The organism is Microcystis sp. 0824, from assembly GCF_003112475.1.
Classification (GTDB): Bacteria; Cyanobacteriota; Cyanobacteriia; order Cyanobacteriales; family Microcystaceae; genus Microcystis; species Microcystis aeruginosa_C.
Window position 1 is genome coordinate 77,408 of the sequence record NZ_BDSM01000004.1, and the last position, 18,997, is coordinate 96,404.

General features: G+C 43.2%; 13 protein-coding genes and 1 tRNA gene. 4 read left to right on the forward strand and 10 right to left on the reverse strand.

Going from position 1 to position 18,997, the window contains the following annotated elements:
• Positions 1 to 31 precede the first annotated feature (31 nt).
• The 5 genes from N0824_RS01790 to N0824_RS01810 form a co-directional block, all read right to left on the reverse strand.
• Entirely contained in the window at positions 32 to 973 is a 942-nt protein-coding gene (locus N0824_RS01790) for a J domain-containing protein (protein ID WP_108935473.1), read from the reverse strand.
• Between the two features lie 36 nt (positions 974 to 1,009).
• Entirely contained in the window at positions 1,010 to 1,831 is an 822-nt protein-coding gene (locus N0824_RS01795) for an inositol monophosphatase family protein (RefSeq protein ID WP_108935474.1), read from the reverse strand.
• A gap of 14 nt (positions 1,832 to 1,845) precedes the next feature.
• Positions 1,846 to 2,214, reverse strand: coding sequence for a 2Fe-2S iron-sulfur cluster-binding protein (locus N0824_RS01800; protein ID WP_108935475.1), 369 nt, complete (start codon positions 2,212 to 2,214; stop codon positions 1,846 to 1,848).
• A gap of 165 nt (positions 2,215 to 2,379) precedes the next feature.
• The gene (locus N0824_RS01805; RefSeq protein WP_108935476.1) at positions 2,380 to 4,629 is read right to left on the reverse strand and encodes a hypothetical protein; all 2,250 of its coding nucleotides are present in this window, start codon (positions 4,627 to 4,629) and stop codon (positions 2,380 to 2,382) included.
• Complete coding sequence (locus tag N0824_RS01810) at positions 4,626 to 5,567, reverse strand: homogentisate phytyltransferase (RefSeq protein ID WP_108935477.1); 942 nt, start codon at positions 5,565 to 5,567, stop codon at positions 4,626 to 4,628. Before N0824_RS01810 ends, N0824_RS01805 begins: the two co-directional genes overlap by 4 nt.
• Before the next feature lie 61 nt (positions 5,568 to 5,628).
• Between N0824_RS01810 and N0824_RS01815 the strand changes: the two genes are divergently transcribed.
• Positions 5,629 to 5,715: transfer RNA gene (locus tag N0824_RS01815), tRNA-Ser, on the forward strand.
• A gap of 104 nt (positions 5,716 to 5,819) precedes the next feature.
• Here N0824_RS01815 and N0824_RS01820 read toward each other — a convergent pair.
• The gene (locus N0824_RS01820; protein ID WP_108935478.1) at positions 5,820 to 6,482 is read right to left on the reverse strand and encodes a class I SAM-dependent methyltransferase; all 663 of its coding nucleotides are present in this window, start codon (positions 6,480 to 6,482) and stop codon (positions 5,820 to 5,822) included.
• 106 nt (positions 6,483 to 6,588) lie between these two features.
• Between N0824_RS01820 and N0824_RS01825 the strand changes: the two genes are divergently transcribed.
• The gene (locus N0824_RS01825; protein ID WP_108935479.1) at positions 6,589 to 9,702 is read left to right on the forward strand and encodes a hybrid sensor histidine kinase/response regulator; all 3,114 of its coding nucleotides are present in this window, start codon (positions 6,589 to 6,591) and stop codon (positions 9,700 to 9,702) included.
• A 156-nt stretch (positions 9,703 to 9,858) separates the two neighbouring features.
• Here N0824_RS01825 and N0824_RS01830 read toward each other — a convergent pair whose 3' ends face one another.
• Both N0824_RS01830 and N0824_RS01835 read right to left on the reverse strand, forming a co-directional pair.
• Positions 9,859 to 10,608 carry a class I SAM-dependent methyltransferase gene (locus N0824_RS01830; RefSeq protein WP_108935480.1) on the reverse strand — a complete coding sequence of 250 codons (750 nt, stop codon included), beginning with the start codon at positions 10,606 to 10,608 and terminating at the stop codon, positions 9,859 to 9,861.
• Between the two features lie 80 nt (positions 10,609 to 10,688).
• Entirely contained in the window at positions 10,689 to 11,180 is a 492-nt protein-coding gene (locus N0824_RS01835) for a hypothetical protein (protein ID WP_008197799.1), read from the reverse strand.
• 192 nt (positions 11,181 to 11,372) lie between these two features.
• Between N0824_RS01835 and uvrB the strand changes: the two genes are divergently transcribed.
• Positions 11,373 to 13,376, forward strand: coding sequence for an excinuclease ABC subunit UvrB (gene uvrB, locus N0824_RS01840; RefSeq protein ID WP_108935481.1), 2,004 nt, complete (start codon positions 11,373 to 11,375; stop codon positions 13,374 to 13,376).
• A 4-nt stretch (positions 13,377 to 13,380) separates the two neighbouring features.
• Positions 13,381 to 14,412 carry a flagellar assembly protein H gene (locus tag N0824_RS01845; protein ID WP_108935526.1) on the forward strand — a complete coding sequence of 344 codons (1,032 nt, stop codon included), beginning with the start codon at positions 13,381 to 13,383 and terminating at the stop codon, positions 14,410 to 14,412.
• A 149-nt stretch (positions 14,413 to 14,561) separates the two neighbouring features.
• On the opposite strand, the gene N0824_RS01850 is transcribed toward N0824_RS01845, so the two are convergent.
• Together N0824_RS01850 and N0824_RS01855 are read right to left on the reverse strand one after the other, a co-directional pair.
• Positions 14,562 to 17,441 (reverse strand): UPF0182 family protein, encoded by a 2,880-nt coding sequence (locus N0824_RS01850; RefSeq protein WP_108935482.1) that lies wholly within the window; start codon positions 17,439 to 17,441, stop codon positions 14,562 to 14,564.
• Positions 17,442 to 17,696: 255 nt separating this feature from the next.
• Positions 17,697 to 18,923: a glycoside hydrolase family 10 protein gene (locus tag N0824_RS01855; protein WP_108935483.1), complete on the reverse strand. Its 1,227-nt coding sequence runs from the start codon at positions 18,921 to 18,923 to the stop codon at positions 17,697 to 17,699.
• Positions 18,924 to 18,997: the final 74 nt, after the last annotated feature.

Consider the following 18,997-nt stretch of genomic DNA (forward strand, 5'->3'; position numbering starts at 1 on the left):
TTGCTAATCAAAATCGGTGGCACTGGTAGTCCTATTTATTCTTTTTACCACCAAATCGAGACCAAAAACCGCCCTTGCGCTCTCCTTCCTCTTTTTGTTCTTTCTGGTCTGGCATTTCAATCTTAGAATTAACTACTTTATCTAGTTCCCGTTTGCACTTAATCACCGTCGCATCTTGGGGGCTGGTTTTCCAGGCCCGGTTGATATGAACCCGGGCCATGGACAGTTGATTTTGTCGCAGGTAGGCTAAACCGAGCAGGGCGTGACAGATGCCATTATCCGGTTCTTGCCGCAGGGCATCGCGCAATTCTCGCAAAGCTTGGGCGGGGTTATTTTGGTCAAGAGAGGCTTGGGCGCGGCGAATATAGGCTTCTAGGGGCGATTCCTTGGCTCTAGTCCGGGCTGCCGTGGTGACAGCTGTTCCCACTAACTCGGACTGGTTAGTATTGCCCTGGGAGATAAAGACTTTCGGGCTGGTTTTCTTGTTGCCCCGACCTTCGGTTAAGATCAGATAAACCAGATTCAGTTCACTGAGTTGGCCGATTTTCTGATAGGTATTTTCCAGGGCAGTATATTGATCGATCGCCAAAGATTTCAGGATTTTTTGATAGGCTAATTCATAGTTAGCGCTAGATTGGGCTAGTTTTCTAGCTGGTTCGCTACTGATGGTGATTTTACTCAAATCTTTCCCCATTGCCTTGCCCATTTGTCCTAAAACCAGCCGAAATTCTTCGCGAGATAGGTCGTGGCCCAGATGTTCGTAGGCGGGGTTAACTAATTTTGAAAGTAACTGATTAGCCAGTTTCTTTTCATCGGGAGTGTGAGTGCGACAGGTATCAGGATGGAGTTTATAGGCGATTTTTAAGTAACGCTCGCGAATCTCCTCCTGTTCGGCATCGATCGAGACTCCTAAAATAGCGAAATGATCGATTAAATCATATTGAAATAATCCCTGGGAAATTGGAAAAGTCATAGAGAGTATCCTGCTCTAATTAAAATAATAATCGCATTAAAACTGAAAACTCCAAGAGGCAGCTTTTTGCAGAGCTTGGCTTAAGGGGGTGTGAATCTGTCCGTTAGTAGCCAGGATTCGCCCCGTTTCTATCAAAAAAGGACTCTCATCGTAGGCGCTAATTTTACCGCCAGCTTCTTCGATTAGAATAACTCCTGCGGCCATATCCCAAGAATTAATCCCTCGTTCCCAATAACCATCTAAGCGCCCACAGGCCACATCGGTTAAGTCTTTGGCAGCGGAACCGCTGCGGCGTACCCCTTGGGTCAGATGGGTCAGATAACAGAATTCGGCATAATTATTATCGGGGGTTTGACAGCGATCGTAGGCAAAACCCGTCACCAGTAAACTTTTTTCTAGTTCACTGGTTCGGGAGACATGGATGGGACGACGGTTCAGGGTGGCCCCTAAACCCCGGGCTGCCCGAAATAGTTCCTTTCTAAAGGGGTTATAGATGACTCCCACTGCTGCTTTCCCTGCGATCAGTAGTCCGATGGAGACGACGGATACGGGATAACCGTGGGCATAGTTGGTGGTTCCATCGAGAGGATCGATCGCCCAAAGATACTCGCTATCGGTCCCTGGCCGTTTTCCCGATTCTTCCGCTAAAATCCCGTGTTTGGGAAAGTGACGGCTAATAATTTTGAGAATTTCTCTTTCTGCTCGACGATCTATTTCCGTCACTAAATCGCCTGATCGCCCTTTTTCTTCTATTGTCTCGATTTTACACCAATTATCGAGGATAATTGTTCCCGCCGTTAGGGCGGCTTCGCTGGCAATGTCTAGGTATTTTTCTAATTGGCTGCTGGTATCTGGCACGATTAATCCCTAATCTATTCTTCATCTAAGGGTAAACCAAAACGCACTTTTCCACGAGCAAAAAAGCGACCAAATTGCAGTTCGTAGACTTCATCTTCGTCTTGGGTGGCCACTTCCATATCGCTACGAGCATAACTGACACAAAGTAAAGCATAACCTCTGGCTTTTAATTCCGGCGATAGTCCGATCGCTTCTGGTTGATGGATATCTCCTGATAATACCCTGACCGCGCAGCTGGTACAAGCTCCATTGCGACAGGAAAAGGGTAATTGATAGCCCTGTTTTTCCAGGCTGTGTAGTATATAGTTATCCTCGGCAACGGTGGTGGTAATTTTTTCGCCCGTCTGACGATTGTTAACGGTGATTTGATAATATTTAGTCATAGTTTAGTTAGGCAGAAATTATCGATGCAATTCTAGATAGTTCTAAATTTAGGGTCTATTTTGATCAGCCATCTCGATTATATCATAAATCATTGCTCAAATAGTCATCATCTTGACAAATTCTACTTGATAACTGTTAACTTTTCTTGGGTCACTTGTCAATTTTTATGGCTCTTGAAACTTCATCTCTTTTAATCTAACTGCACCGTCGATAATTGAGATTTCCTGGGAGCCAATTTGCACGATCGCATCTAGTCCCTTCCCGATAATTTTAACTGCTGGGGGACGACTTTTCTGCACGGTCATCACCAGAAAAAACTCCTCACTACCTGTGGCTAAAATGCGCTCACCTGTATTAGTTTTCTCGACTTTTAAAGTCACGGGAGTGATAAAAGTTCCCTGCATATTTGCCCCATTTTGAGTGATAGTAAAACTATTTTTTCCGAGAGTGACATTTCCCTGTGTATTCATCACCCAAGTCTTATTAATAAATTCTGGTTCATCGACTTTACCTAATAATTTATCCATCAAGACGAATAATCCGGGGGAACCGGAGGACAGGCCGTAATCGACGGCGAAAGAGCGAACTAGAGCGACTCCTGCTGGTGGATTAGCCCCTTTAACCATAATTTTATCAGTTTTTAACGTAATTACTCCCGAACCATCGGGACTAGATTGAAAAGATATAGGTTTTGCCTGTCGCCAAGGCGGTGTTCTCGGGAAAATAACCGTATTTTCCGAGTTCCAGTCACCTTCTGACCCCTCAAAACTCGCCCAATGTCCTCCTAATCCCCAAATTCTCACACTAGCGACATCGGGAAAAGACCATCCCCTCACAAAAGGTTGCTGTTTGAGATAGATACTAGCGACAAAATCCTCTTCATTTTGCCAGCGATTACGAAAAGCATAAAATCCCTTTTGTTGATCAACTAAAACCCTGGAAAGTTGGCGTTCGGGATTTTCTGGAATAAGATTAGATGGATAAGCAGCGAGAAGAAAAGGGGCAATATGGGGATAATGGGGGTGAAAAAGTTGTTTTTCCTGTCCTTGTAATCGCCATTTTATTGCTGGTAGCAATGATTTATCGGTAATTCCCAATCCGATAGTTAATAAAGACACTCCTAAAAAACTCTGATGTCTGCCATAAGCAGGAATCAATAATTGACCATTTTTAGGGACAATTCTGGTTAAATAATGGGGGATCAATTGGGCTGCCGAAGAACCAGTTACTAAGTCTAGTCCAAGACTATTTCGATACCCTTGCAAAAAGGGAAAAACAGCGAGAACCATGGGTTCGGTGGTGTAATGATCTCCTTCCGTGCCAAATCCTCGATCGCCGATAGCTGTGATAAAATAGCGTTCGATGTGACGTTTGGCCATTTCTACCTGTGCCGAGGGAGAATAGAGAGGATCGGGCGGTACATCTTCCTTGAGAATCGCTAAACTGGCTAATCCTGCCGCACCTCTGGCCCGCGCATTCCAGTTACTAACTGTGTCTCCATTCCAGCCATTTTTGGGTGAATCGCCTTTGAGAAGTTTTTTACTTTCACTAGATAACCAGCGAGTAATTTCCTGTTGGCGCTTTTCTCCCCAAAAATCATAACAAAGATCGTAGGCGAGAGCGACTCCAGCGACAATTGGGGATTGTTCTAAGATTCTCCTGCCCCGATTTTTACGGGTTTTTTCGAGAATTTCCCAGGCGGTTTCTGCTGATTTTCTATCTTGATTTAAAATTGCTAAAAAACAATGACCTGTGGCATGATAACCCCCATTAGGAACATAACCATCGTAATAAATTTTTTGCTGTAAACTGTTGTTTAATTGAGCGATAATAGTTTGACCGATGGGAGTTTTCGCTTTTTCTCTGAGATTAGTTAATTCTGACTTGCGAAAGATTAAACGGGGATGTTCTCGCGCTTGTAGGGGTTGGTAATTAGGGACAGGATTAGGCCATAAAGGGGAAATTGTGCCATTAACTTGGTTTTGTAGTCTTCTTCCCCCTAAAGTGCCTTGATAACTGCCGATAAGTTGGTCTTGGTAGGGGACAATTTCGATATTATAGATAGCTTCCCTGACTTCCGCTTGCCAAGGGTGAGTTTGAATGTTCATTTTCACCTGTAATCGCCAAGCATTGTCTAATTTAATCGCTTTTACCGTGCCTTGGTGATCCAGTTCTTTATTGAATTTCGGCGCGTATCCCCACACCGACGGCTGACAAACAGATCGATCGCAGCTTAAATCTAGGGTAAGATTTTGATAAACGGGTTTATCTTGCCACAGTTTCCAAACGCCATTTTTCAGTGTTAAACGAAGGTTGCCGGTTAATAATTGCGGATCGATGGTTTCCTGACTAGGTGCGCTTGTACCACCTAGCAAAAGTAAGGGAATCGCCGCTAAAAAAGGAGATATTTTCATAGTAAACAAGCTAGGGGAAATATCAGGTATTCTAGGAAGAATAATTTCCAAATAAATTGGTAAAATCGGCTGATTTCGCTTTTATCTTCTAAATTTACCCTGCGACTACGCCACCAAAGAAGAACAAGTAGGAGCAGATGGGCGACAATGGCCAGAGGAGAATTAATTCCCCTTATCCCCAAGAGACCGACGGCAATCATACCAGCATAACACAGGGAAATTGTCAATAGGGTAATTGTTAAGATTTTTTCGGGGCCGAGAAGGAGGGTAAAAGTGGTAATCTGGTAAATGCGATCGCCTTCTAGGTCAGGAACATCCTTAAAAATAGCGATCGCAACGGTGAAAACGAGAACAAAAGCTGTTAAAACCCAGACTGAGGGATAGATAGACTGATTTTGATTAATAACTGTGTTGTAGTGGCGAAAAAGACCTAAATTGACGATGACACCCCGGACGGTAAAAATACAGAAGGCGGACCAGAGGGGAAAGCGTTTTAAACGCACTGGTGGCAAGGAATAGGCAGTACCGATGAGTAAACTAATCCCCACGGTGATTAACAGCCAAAAACCCCCGATAAAAGCCAGTATAATTGCTAAAATACCAGTAAAACCCACGATCAACTGTCCTGTTAACCGAGAAAATTCGCCCTTGGCTAGGGGAAGCTGGGGTTTATTGATTTTATCGATGTCGATGTCTTCCAACTGATTTAAACCGACGATATAGACATTACCCGCGAGACAAGCAAGCCAAGTGAGCAATAAAACCGACCAATGGCTAAAAAAATCGCTAATATTGCCCAAAGCAATTAAATACAGACTTAAAACACTGAAAGAAGTGCCGATAATCGTATGGGGACGGGAAAATTTCCAGAGACTCCCTAACCGGTCAAGAAAGTTAGGCCGGGGATGGTTAACTGGAAGAAAAGGAGCTTGATTCATAAAAAAAATCAATCCTAGGGCAAGTAATCTGTTAGAATGATAATCCAGACTCAAACCCTGTGGAGAGGTGGCAGAGTGGTTGAATGCGGCAGACTCGAAATCTGCTTTAGGGTCACACCTAACGTGGGTTCAAATCCCACCCTCTCCGTGGAACTGATAAATTAGTGGTGTCGTTAACGATTTTAAGGGAGATAGCGTTGTCCTGGGTGGTTTCCGCAAGAGCAAAAGCTTTTCTAATACCCCTTAACTTCTTCACTTTTTCATGGCCAGGGTCAAACCATCACCAATAGGAATAATACTGATATTGACCCGTTCATCCTGCTGAATTTTGGCATTAAGGGAACGGATAATTTTGGTGCGATTATCGGTGCTATCGGCCGCCGCTACCCGTCCCGACCAAAAAACATTATCGATAGCGATAATTCCGCCCCTTCTGACCAATTGTAACGCCCGTTCGTAGTAGCAATCATAATTACTTTTATCGGCATCGATAAAGACAAAATCAAAACTATTACCTTCTCCCCCGGCGATTAATTGATCTAAAGTCTCCAGGGCCGGGGCAATTCTTAAATCGATTTTAGCGGCGACACCGGCCCGCTGCCAATAACGGCGGGCTATACTGGTATATTCTTCCCTTAGATCACAGGCGATCAACTTGCCTTGGGGGGGTAAAGCTAAGGCCACCACTAGCGCACTATAACCGGTAAAAACCCCTATTTCTAGGGTTTTTCTCGCCCCGATCGCCTGTACCAAAAAAGCCATAAACTGTCCTTGTTCGGGGGCAATCTGCATGACTGCCAGGGGTTGAGAGGCAGTTTCTTGACGTAATTGAGCTAAAATCGGGGGTTCTCGCAGACAGATAGATTGATAATAGGTATAAAATTGTTGATCGAGTCCAAGAGTTTGATTGGCCATAAAAAAATTCCTAGTGGATGGAGTTATCGGGTAAAATTCTCGGTAATCTGAAGCCAGAGAGAGCGCATTGGTTGACCAAAAAGGAAGACTTGGCAGGAAGCAAATCATGATGAAACCGGACTCGGATCATTTCTTTAACGAAGATCTCGAACAGTTGTTAGAGAGTTTAGAAGACAAAGACACCGACGGTGACGAGACCCTAGACGAACTCAGCTTTTTATTTGAGCAGAGTTCCCCCCCAGCGGCCAGGTATGGGGCTTCTCTTGACCAAACCCTGTCTTTCTTGCCCTTAGAACAGGAATTAGAGGAACTTTTTGGCGATAGCATCAATTGGGAAGAAGCCGCCACTAATGATTTTTATTCTACCCGTGGGACCGCTCCCAAGTCAGAACCAGAAGATTGGGATGATCTGGAATCGCTGCTGCTAGGAAATGCAGCGATCCCAGACTCAGAAGCAATTATAACCATCAGCAACCCGAATTTTTACGACAGCCTCGAAGACTTAGAAGCTTTTCTGGAAAAACCGACTCCACCAGAGCAATCGCCACTGCCGGACATCTTTGAATCCCTAGAGGTCTTCCTCTCGAAATCCACAGCAGGGGACTTGGTGGCGGCGGCGGAACCTGTCCAATGGTTAGAATCACTGGAAATTACCCCAGAAAGCCTCCTAGAGGATGAATTCAAGGATTTAGAAAAACTCCTCGAAGAAAGCAATCAGGTGATGGCAGCGACTCCGGCTGCTAGTTTCAGTCCACCGGTCGGGTTAAATAACCTGCGTCCCCTTGTCAGTAAAGCTTTTGAACAGACCATGCGGGTGCCGATCAAACAATTGGATAACCTCAGCAATCTGATCGGGGAACTGGTGATTAAACGCAATCGCCTGGAAGAGGAACAGGATCGCCTGCGTCTCTTTTTAGATAATTTGCTTAACCAAGTTCAAAATCTCAGCGATGTGGGCGCTCGGATGCAGGATCTCTATGAAAGAACCCTCCTAGAAGGGGCTTTACTGGCTAGTGGCAATTCTAGCGGTGCCATCGGTTACGGTGGAGTTAAGGGAGAAAATCAGGGCGATTCGGCCATGACCGGGGAACTAGATGCCCTAGAGATCGACCGTTTTACCGATTTCCACTTATTATCCCAAGAGATGATCGAATTGATCGTGCGAGTGCGAGAATCGGCCTCTGATATTCAATTTGTCGTCGATGAAACCGATCAGGTGACGCGCAGTCTGCGACAGGCTACCACCCAACTACAGGAAGGGATGACCAAATCACGCATGGTTCCCTTTAGTCAAACTGCCGATCATCTACCCCGGGCAATTCACGATATTTCCCTGAAACTGCACAAACAAGCCAAATTAAAAGTGGAAGGGGGTGATGTTCTCATCGATAAGATGATCCTTGAACATCTCAATAGTCCCATGATCCATCTGGTCAACAATGCGATCACCCACGGCATTGAATCACCCCAAGAACGCATGGCCAAAGGCAAACCCGCCCTCGGTAAGATCTCTGTGGGGGCATTCCTACAGGGAAATCAAACCGTGATCACCGTTAGTGATGATGGGGCTGGTATTGATGCTAATCTGATTAAACTTAAGGCGATCGAAAAAGGCCTGATCAGCCATCGGGAAGCTCAAAACCTCAGTACCCAAGAAGTCTATGAAATTCTTCTTCACCCCGGTTTTACTACCAAAGATCAGGCCGATGATTTTTCCGGTCGTGGGGTGGGTTTAGATGTGGTGCGTACCAGTTTAATCGATGTGTGCGGGACCGTTACTATTGACTCGGTACTGGGCAAAGGAAGCACTTTTACGCTCCGTTTACCCCTAACCCTGAGTATCTGTAAGGCCCTCTGTTGCGTTAGTAATCATGCTCGCATCGGTTTCTCCATGGACGGAGTGGAAGATATGAAGGATTTCCGGGCCAGCGATATCCAAATAGATGGGGAGGGACGGCCCTGTGTTTTCTGGCAAAACACTTTACTACCCTTCCAACCCTTGAGCGAATTGCTTTCTTGCAATCGGCAACTAAGTCGCGGTAGTTTTTACACCGGCAAACGGGAGGAAGACTCTTTTTCGATCGTGATCCTGCGCGGTGGCAATAATCTTCTCGCGGTACAGGTGGATCAAGTGATCGGTGAAGTGGAAATCGTCATCAAACAGATCGAAGGACCGATTCCGAAAACGGCTGGGATTGCTGGGGCGACGGTTTTAGGCGATGGTACGGTGATGCCCGTCGGCGATGTGTTAGAGTTAATCGACATCGCCAGGGGTCGTCTGCGGATCGATAACGGTGGTCTTTGGCGCCAACCTGCCCCCCCCGTAGCGGTGGAAACTAGCCAAAAATCCGAGGCTATGGTTCTGATTGTCGATGATTCGATTACTGTTCGGGAATTGCTCTCTTTAAGCTTTATTAAAGCCGGTTATCGTGTGGAACAGGCCCGGGATGGTCAAGAAGCTTGGGAAAAATTACGCGGTGGTTTGCCCTGTGATATCGTTTTCTGCGATATCGAGATGCCCCGCATGAATGGACTAGAATTACTGTCTAATTTGCAAAAATCCCCCCGATTAGCGGCGATTCCCGTGGCTTTATTGACTTCCCGAGGCTCGGAACGTCATCGTCAGGTGGCGGCGAAATTAGGGGCTAGTGGTTATTTTACCAAGCCCTACACGGAAAGAGATTTACTCTCGGCAGCTGAAAGAATGATTGCGGGGGAAGTATTACTAGCTAATAGTATTAAAGCGACTCTTAATCAGTCTTTATCCTCCGATACAACGATTATTGATAGTAATCCAGCTAATTTGTTGGCACAATTGAGTCCTCTCGTCTTGATTGTCGATGATTCGTTAATAGTGCGGGAAATGTTAGCGATTTCTTTGGTTAAAGCTGGTTATCGCATTGAACAGGCCCGGGACGGTTTAGAAGCATGGGAAAAATTACGGGCCGGTTTGGCTTGTGATCTGATTCTCTGCGATATCGAAATGCCTCGCCTGAATGGGTTAGAATTGCTCTCTCGTCTGCAAGAGAATGAACAACTTCAGGGGATACCAGTGGCGATGATTACCTCGCGAGGGACGCAAAAAATGGAGCATCTCGCCGCCGCTAAAGGAGCAAAAGGTTATTTTGTCAAGCCCTGTATTGAGGATGTTTTACTGTCGGCAGCCCAACGTTTAATCGCTGGTGAAGTATTAATCCAAAAAGAAAATTCCGTGGATTAGCTGAGGTTAAGTAGCTGGTTATAATTAAATTAAAAATGGATTTTAGGTTCGATCCCCCCTTAGTCCCCCCTTAATAAGGGGGTTGCCGATCCCCCCTTAGTCCCCCCTTAATAAGGGGGGCATCTGATAGTTTTTAACGCCTACCTACTTAACTCGCTAATTTGAATTTGTTTTCTGAAAAATCATTAAATGTTGTTGGGGCAAAGTCTCGATGATTTCTTCCGGCACTAAACCGACGGCGGCCATTTCTTTTTCTACCTGTCTGCGGGTCATTTTATGAAGGGCCTTGATGGCAATCAGAGGGTTTTCACGACGGTATTCTACTAATACCACCCTACCAGCGGGTTTTAAGGATTTGACCAGATTTTCCATCATCTCGCGGGGACAGGAAAACTCGTGATAAGCATCGACCATTAAAGCTAAATCGATCGCATTTATAGGCAATTTGGGATCGGTTTCTGTGGCGAGAATTGTGGTTATATTCTTTACTTGATTTTCCTCGGCTAAAAAATCAATTGCCCCTAACATTTCCGGTTGCACATCGACGGCAAAAACTTGTTCTACTAAATTCGCCAGAGGAAAACTAAAATAACCTGTCCCCGCTCCGATATCTGCCACTAGATCTGTGGGTTTTAGATGTAGTGCGGTGATCAGATCATCGGGTTTTTCTGTGAAACGGCGACTAGGACGTTCTAACCATAACATTTCTTGGTGTCCCATGACTTTAGCGATTTCCCGTCCTAGATAAAATTTACCGATACCATCGCGACTATGAAGCGATCGAATCTGATAATATTGCTGCGGTGCTAAAACTGAAGCATCGTAGGTAAGATTTAATAATCCGAAACCGCAAAAAACCACTATTAGAAACGAGACAATTAAGAACAATTTTTGCTTAAACAGCATCGGGATTAAAAACGGTGGGCTAAAAAAAATAAATTCCCCGTCCGGGACAGGGAAAAAATCTATCTTGATCAACAAAACAATTAATCCAAAAATCCCATTAAAGTTTCGGGATCATCGATTTCATTGGAAGCAACGGGACGATTACCCATGACTGTATAGGTTTCGCTAATGTGCAGATGACTGAGAGCGATCGGACGATTGCCAGAAATCGCTAGAGTGCTACTGACTTCCATACCACTAGAGCCGACAGGACGCAATCCACCGACGGAAGAATAGGTACTAACCACTTTCAGATGGCTAACTTCCACGGGACGGCCCCCTGGTAACATTTCATCTTCCGTGAAGTGAAGATGGCTAGTACCAACAGGACGATTTTCGGGTAAGCGATGTTCAGGTTGATAGAATTTTAAGGCTTTGGAAGCCGATTCAGCGTTGTTTTTCACCGAAAGGGCGACCACTTCTTTATCTTTGGCGGTTTTAGCCGTAGTAGCTTTACCGCGTGAGCTGCTGGTCTTTTCTTCTGTGGTTGCTGGGGTTTGAGTCCCGTTCGTTTCTAGATTTTCCACCGTCATAACCTGATACTCCTTTCCGTTAATAGCTTCGGGGAAACGATAAGATTTAAGTTTAGGGTATTCTCGAAGACTTTTAATCTTTTTTTAAAATCCTCTCTAATATTAAGATACATCTTTCTTTCCCCAAAACCCTATCAGTGTTGGTAATTTGATTGATAATTTATTTTGCCTGTTCTCTACACCTAGCCGCTAATGACCGCTTTTCAACTACAAGCACCCTTTCAACCCACCGGGGATCAACCGGCAGCGATCAATAAATTGGTAGATTTCCTGCAAAACCGGCAGCGTTTCCAAACCCTCCTAGGGGCAACCGGCACCGGCAAAACCTTCACCATTGCCGCTGTGATCGAGAAAATCGGCAGGCCTACCCTCGTCCTTGCCCATAATAAGACCCTGGCGGCCCAATTATGCAACGAATTGCGGCAATTTTTCCCCAATAACGCCGTGGAATACTTTATCAGCTATTACGACTACTATCAACCGGAGGCTTATATTCCCGTCAGCGATACCTACATCGAAAAGAGTTCTTCGATTAATGATGAGATCGATATGCTGCGCCATTCGGCCACGCGATCGCTGTTTGAACGCAGGGATGTGATCGTCGTCGCTTCCATTAGTTGTATTTATGGTTTGGGAATGCCGGCGGAATACCTAAAAGCGGCGATTTCCTTAACAGTTGGTCAAGAGTTCGACCAAAGGCAATTATTACGGGCCTTGGTGTCAGTGCAGTACAATCGCAATGATTTGGAGTTAACTCGCGGTCGTTTTCGTCTCAAGGGCGATATTTTGGAAATTGTTCCCGCTTACGAGGATCGGGTTATTAAAATTGATTTTTTTGGCGATGAGATTGAAAGTATTCGTTATCTCGATCCCCTGACGGGGGAAGTTTTGCAAAAATTAGAGCGAATTAGTATTTATCCGGCCCGTCACTTTGTTACCCCAGAGGAACGTTTAGAGGTGGCTTGTCGGGATATTAAAACCGAGTTAGATAACCGTTTATTGGAGTTAGAAAAAGCGGGCAAATTACTGGAAGCGCAACGTTTGGATCAGCGGACTCGTTATGATTTAGAAATGTTGCAGGAAGTGGGTTATTGTAATGGCGTGGAAAATTATTCGCGGCATTTAGCGGGTAGGTTAGCGGGGGAACCACCGGAATGTTTGGTGGATTATTTTCCCCAAGATTGGTTATTAGTTGTAGATGAATCTCATGTTAGTGTGCCGCAGATTCGCGGGATGTATAATGGCGATCAATCACGAAAAAAAGTTTTGATCGATCACGGGTTTCGTTTAGCCAGCGCTGCGGATAATCGTCCTTTGAAGTCGGAAGAATTTTGGCAGAAAGTTAATCAATGTATTTTTGTTTCGGCCACTCCAGGAGATTGGGAATTAGCACAGTCAGAAAATCGCATTGTCGAACAAATTATCCGACCGACGGGAGTTTTAGACCCGGAGATTTTTGTGCGACCAACCGAGGGACAAGTGGATGATTTATTAGGGGAAATTAAGGAGCGAGTGCGGTTAAATGAACGGGTTTTGATTACCACTTTAACTAAACGCATGGCGGAAGATTTAACCGAATACTTGCAAGAAAGGGAAATTAAAGTTAGATATCTACATTCAGAAATTCAATCAATTCAACGGATTGAAATTATTCAAGACCTGCGAGAAGGGGTCTTTGACGTGCTGATCGGGGTGAATTTGCTTCGCGAGGGGTTAGACCTGCCGGAAGTGTCTTTAGTGGCGATTTTAGACGCAGATAAGGAAGGATTTTTAAGGGCTACCCGCTCTTTAATTCAAACTATCGGCCGGGCCGCTCGTAATATTCGCGGTCAGGCAATTCTTTACGGAGATAATCTCACCGATAGTATGATTAATGCGATCGAAGAAACCAAGAGACGACGAGCTATTCAAGAGGAATATAACCAAAAACATGGGATTATTCCGCAACCGATTGTTAAAAGGTCGAGTAATTCAATTTTGGCTTTTCTGGATATTTCCCGTCGTCTAAATTCCCAACAATTAGAGCAGGTTTGTGAGAATATAGAAGAACTTTCTTTGGAACAAATTCCCGAGTTAATTCAACAACTAGAAGCGCAAATGAAAGAAGCGGCTAAAAATCTAGAATTCGAGGCAGCGGCTAAATATCGTGATCGGATTAAGCAATTGCGAGATAAGTTATTAAATCATGTTAGATAAACCTATGACTAGATTTATTCATGACCAGTTTGCTAAAGATTATCTCGAAGAATTATTATCTTCTCTGGGAGAGGTAAAATCGGCACGGGTTGTACGCGGAGAAGTACGAGAAATCGATGTCTGGTTTTCACCGAATATTCTCGATAATAATCCTAGAGAGCTGCTGGGATTACTGGGAAAAATGGCGATTAATCCCTGTTTATTTGAACCCTTTCGCAATCCTGTTACCCCTGCAGAAATTAGGACTTGTCTGTTAAAATTGTTGCAAGTGGAAGGGGAAATTAATCGTCAAGCAAATCGTCAGAAAACGAATGTTAACGATGGGGAAATCCCCCGTCTCTGGATTTTGACTCCCACCGCTTCCGCGCAACTGTTAGGAGGATTCGGAGCTAAATTAGATGAGGAGAATTGGGGGGAGGGTATCTATTTTTTAGCTCCCTCTTTACGCACGGCAATCACCGTTATCCATCAATTACCCCCAACAGAAGCAACTCTCTGGTTAAGAATTTTAGGCCGGGGAAAAGTACAAGCAAGGGCGATCGATGAGCTAGAATCGTTACCAGAGGATCATCCTTTTCGGGTAAATGCTCTAGAATTATTATTAAACTTGAGAACCTCTTTAACTAACGATCAAGAGCTTGAACAGGAGGACAGAGAGTTAATTATGAGATTATCACCTTTATACACTTCCCGTCTTCAGGAAGAACTGGATGCTGGCCGTCAACAGGGTCTTCAACAGGGTCTTCAACAGGGTCTTCAACAGGGTCTTCAACAGGGTCTTCAACAGGGTCTTCAACAGGGTCTTCAACAGGGTCTTCAACAGGGTCTTCAACAGGGTCTTCAACAGGGTCTTCAACAGGGTCTTCAACAGGGAGAACGTCTGGTGATAGAAAATTTATTGAAAGCTCGTTTTGGTAGTTTAGACCCAGATTTATCCGTAATTATCGATCGCATTTTATTATTACCGGTGGAGGAGTTTACCCCTTTAATAATTAATTCATCTCGCACAGAATTAATTGCCCAATTTTCTAATTAAAAGAATAACTCAATCCTTTGATGATAGTGGATTTTAAAATTGGCTGATTAACCAGAGCAGGCAATTTTCTGGGCGAATTTGGGGATATTGAGGATTGTTCTGGAACCAGCATCAGCTTTCTTGCTAATTGGCCACAAATTAGCGGCAATTTAGCTATGATCACCTTGAAATAGCTTTTCTAAAGCTTCCTTCAAGGTTGGTTCCATGACAATTTTATTTTGATAAGCAACTGTTACTCTAGCGATTGTAGGGACACTATTTTGGTCTGCCACTAGATACAAAGGTTCTACATAAAGCAGCGATTGTTCAATGGGAATAATTAATAGGTGTCCTTGCAAAACTTTAGAACCGTCCCGATTCCAAAGGGAAATCTGTTGAGAAATATCTGGATCTTGGTTAATTAAAGCCTCAATTTGATTCGGTCCGTACACTAACCTTTGTTTAGGAAATTGATAGAGTAATAACTTACCATACTCTCTATCATCTGAACGAGCTGCCAACCAAGCGATTAAATTTTGCCGACTAGAGGGAGTATAGGGATGGAGGAGAATAAATTCTTCTTTGTCGGAATCTGGCAGTTTCATGATTAAATAATAGGGTGATACGGCCTGGGGTTCTGTGCCGTAAATTTCTAGGGGAATTTCCCATTGATCCTCCCGATTATAAAATACTTGCGGATCGGTCATGTGATAGGTTAATAATCTTTCCGCTTGGGTACTAAATAAATCTTCGGGATAACGGATATGACTGCGGAGAGTTTTCGGCATTTCTGCTAAAGATTTAAAAAGATGAGGAAAGATTTTACTCCACGTCTGAATAATTGGATCATTTTCATCGGCAACATAGAAATTCACCGTTCCATGATAGGCATCCACTACCACTTTGACCGAATTGCGAATATAGTTAAATTTATCTTTCCCCGGGTCAGAATAGGGATAGCGATCGCTGATAGTATAAGCATCAATAATCCAATGTAATTTACTACTACTATCGCCCACATCTGCCGCTACTAAATAGGGGTTGCGATCATAACTTAAAAAAGGGGCAATAGTTTGCACACGATTTTGGACATCACGACGCATTAATAAGCGAGTTTCGGGAGTAAAATCTTGGCTAAATAACATTTGCCAATCCCGCAGATAAAGGGCAAATAGCCAACGTCTCCACCCCGTCCCCACTAGGATTCCTCCCTTACCATCGTAGGTATTATAGACATTTCCATCCCCGCTAGGAAAATCCAATTCTTCTGCGGTGGTGGGAGTCATCACATAATTATTAGTTAATTCCCCGTAGTAAATGCGGGGTTTACCAATGGGAATACTATAATCAATTAATTCGCTAGAGGTTTGTAGGGCTCCTTCGTCTTTATTTGTGCCGATATCTTTGACAAAATAGTAGGGTAAACCCCCGGCAGCTACTAAATTAACCGGGGAAAGAGTGAACCCATAACCGTGGGTATAAACGAGATGTTTATTCACCCAAGTGTTAGCAGAAGTGGGAACCGCACTATAATCTAATTCTCTAGCGGCAATAATGGTCTGTTGTTTTTCAGATATTTGACGTTCCTCGATTTTTTCAGGCACTCCTAATCGCACTTGATAGCGATCGATATCAGCATCGGGGAATTTATAATATAAGCGAATTTGCTGTAATTGTCGGTTAGTTTCTAGCAGTGGTTTGGTGTCCCAAAGACGAATATTATCGATAGTTAGATGATTTCTCTCTAAAACTTCGGCATTTAATTCGGCCTGTGGATCGAAAACTTGGGCATCAATTCTATCTAAGGAAAAAGCCGCTCTTGTGGATTGAATACTTCTTTCAATATAGGGTCTTTCTCTCACTAATTCATTCGGTTGTACGATTATTCTTTGTAATCCTCCACTGATAATTGTGCCACTGCTCCAAACAATTAAATATAGAAATACAGGAACTAAGTAGGGGAAAAATAACAACTTTTTCTTGGCGGTTTTGTGTAATTTGCGACGGTTTCTTTTACCAAATAATGCTTTTTCTCCTAACCATATAGAGGTTATTGCTGCAATAATTCCCAGAATAATTTCAATAAATTGACCAACATGAGCATCGATATAACCCGCACCATAAACTACTCCTTCGGGAGAATAAAGTAGCAGGTAACGCTGAATAATATGGTGTAATACTAGCAGCCCCATTAACCCACTCCACAGAGCGTATAAATGACGCAGTTGCGGACGGGAAAACCCCTGGAATTTTCCCTGAGAAAGACTATCACCTGAAAAAAGATAGGTTAAACTAACGGCAAAAAGAGTATATATTCCCACACCACTGAGCCATAATTCTAGTAACTGCCACAGGGGTAATTGAAAGATGTAAAAACCTAAATCATTCCCGTATTGAGGATCGTTAATATTGAAAGGAACACCATAAAAATATTTTAAAAAATTCGCCCACTGCCCAGCAATAATAAAAGATAGCATTACAGTGAATACTATAGATATTATTCGCAAAAAATACTCGGTTTTAATTAATAATCCCAAGACTAAAAGAGAGATAATTAACCCTTGCCAAAGATTACTGGAAATATCGGTTAATACTTGCCTAATCCAAGCTATTTGCAGAGGAGAATTGAGGGAAGAACTAAGGTTAGGGAGATTAAAATCTGGTGTCCAGAGACTGAGGGCTAGTTTACTGTAATACAATAACATTGACCCAATCCAAGCTCCAATTCCCGTTGCGATAATCAAAAGACCGAGTAAATTAATACTAGGAGATTGAGGACTAAGAGGATAACTATCTTCCTGGGGTTTTTGCCAACGAAAACGCTGGGCTAAACGTAAATTAGTAAAAATAAAGAGTAGAGAAAGAATCGCACTTCCCCAACCTAATCCTAGTTGCCAAGATAATTGTTTCAGGAAAGTGTTTAAATAACCCATCTCGGTAAACCAGAGGCTATTGGCTACCACTAATACCCCCAACTGCCCGATCACAAGGCAGCCAAGAAACAGTAAAATAGGTTTAGCGATCGAGCTTCGGTTATGTCTGATCAGCATAAATAAAGTGATAAGGGAGAGTCTTTTTTCATTCTAGCGATTTTAGTTTCTCCCTGCTGCTTTTTCTTAAGTAGGTGGGTAGAATTAAATATAAGATGAACGTAGGTTGGGTTGAAGCATGAAACCCAACGCCTGCATGGTTTACGCTACTGCTAACCCATCCTACAAATAATTGTGCCTCCCTACTTAATTTAAAGATAAACTTAAGAAACTATAGCCAGGTTAGGGCAATAATTTCGCTTAAAGTCAGCAATTTTAGCGAGGATTAGCAGACTGGAGTATTTCCCGAAAAATCCTGCGTCGATAGGAAGGAGATTCGTTACTCATATTCCATAAAGTTTCGTAGAAAAAGAAAGAAACACCAAAATTTTCTTGTCTCGATTTTTTCACTTGTTGAGTAATATTAACCATCGGAATCGGACGACCTTTTAAACCAGATAAAATCCCAATAGCTACGGGGATAGATTGCCTAGCTTGCTGTAATTCTGGTTGGGATAATTCCCAATCAAAGGCGTTCATATCTGTGCGATACACTTGCACTATCAACTCATCAATCAAGTTTTTTTGTTGCCATTTTTGCCAATCTAAAAGATAGGATTCTAGGGAGAAAGTGTAAGGATTAGGAGATAGGGAAATAATCGCTCTAGGTTGCTGCTTTTTAATCGTCTGGGCTAAACTATTCATATAGTCAGTAATTTTATCGGCCCGCCATTGAATCCATGCTTTATCTTGGTAATCTTGCGGTGGTAATTGTCCAGAATGTTCCCTTTGATAGAGTTTAATTGTAGTTTCATCATAGCCAAAATCGGCGGGATAACCAAAATGGTCATCAAACTGAATTCCTTCTATATCGTAGTTAGTAATAATCTCGCTGACTAAATCTGTAATAAAGTTTTGTACCTGCGGATGTAAGGGATTTAACCACACACGTTGATGCACTTTTCCTTCCCACCAAATTACGCTTTTATCCTGTCTTTGGGTTAACCAATCGGGATGTCGTTTGGCTAATTCTGAATCCGCAGGAGCCATAAAACCAAATTCAAACCAGGGAATAATTCTTAATTTTTTCCGATGACCTTGGCTAATTATTTCCTTTAAAAAGTCGCGATTTTTTAAAGATTCATGGGGATCGAGCGCTCGTCCCGTCACTTTTTCTGCTACCTTAGAAGGATAGAGTGTATAACCCCAATTCCAGACCGTGGGATAAATAGTATTAAAGTTTAAATCGGCCAACCTATCAAGGGCATCTTTTAGGATTTCTGGTTTAAATAATACCTCACTATCGATATTAGTTAACCAAACTCCACGAATTTCGGGTTTTTCTTGGGTTTTATTGGTCGATTGTGCTGGATAATTAAAGGTTATCGTCATGATACAAGCAAAGATAATTAAAAATATTAACCAGCTTATTTTTCCGTATCTTTGACTATAAATCACCAAACTATCGGCGAAATTATTAAAGGTTTTACTGATTTTATTCATAATGGGAAGTGGGAATTATAAATTATCAATTATGAATTATGAATTGGGGAGAAGGGAGAAGGGAGAAGGGAGAA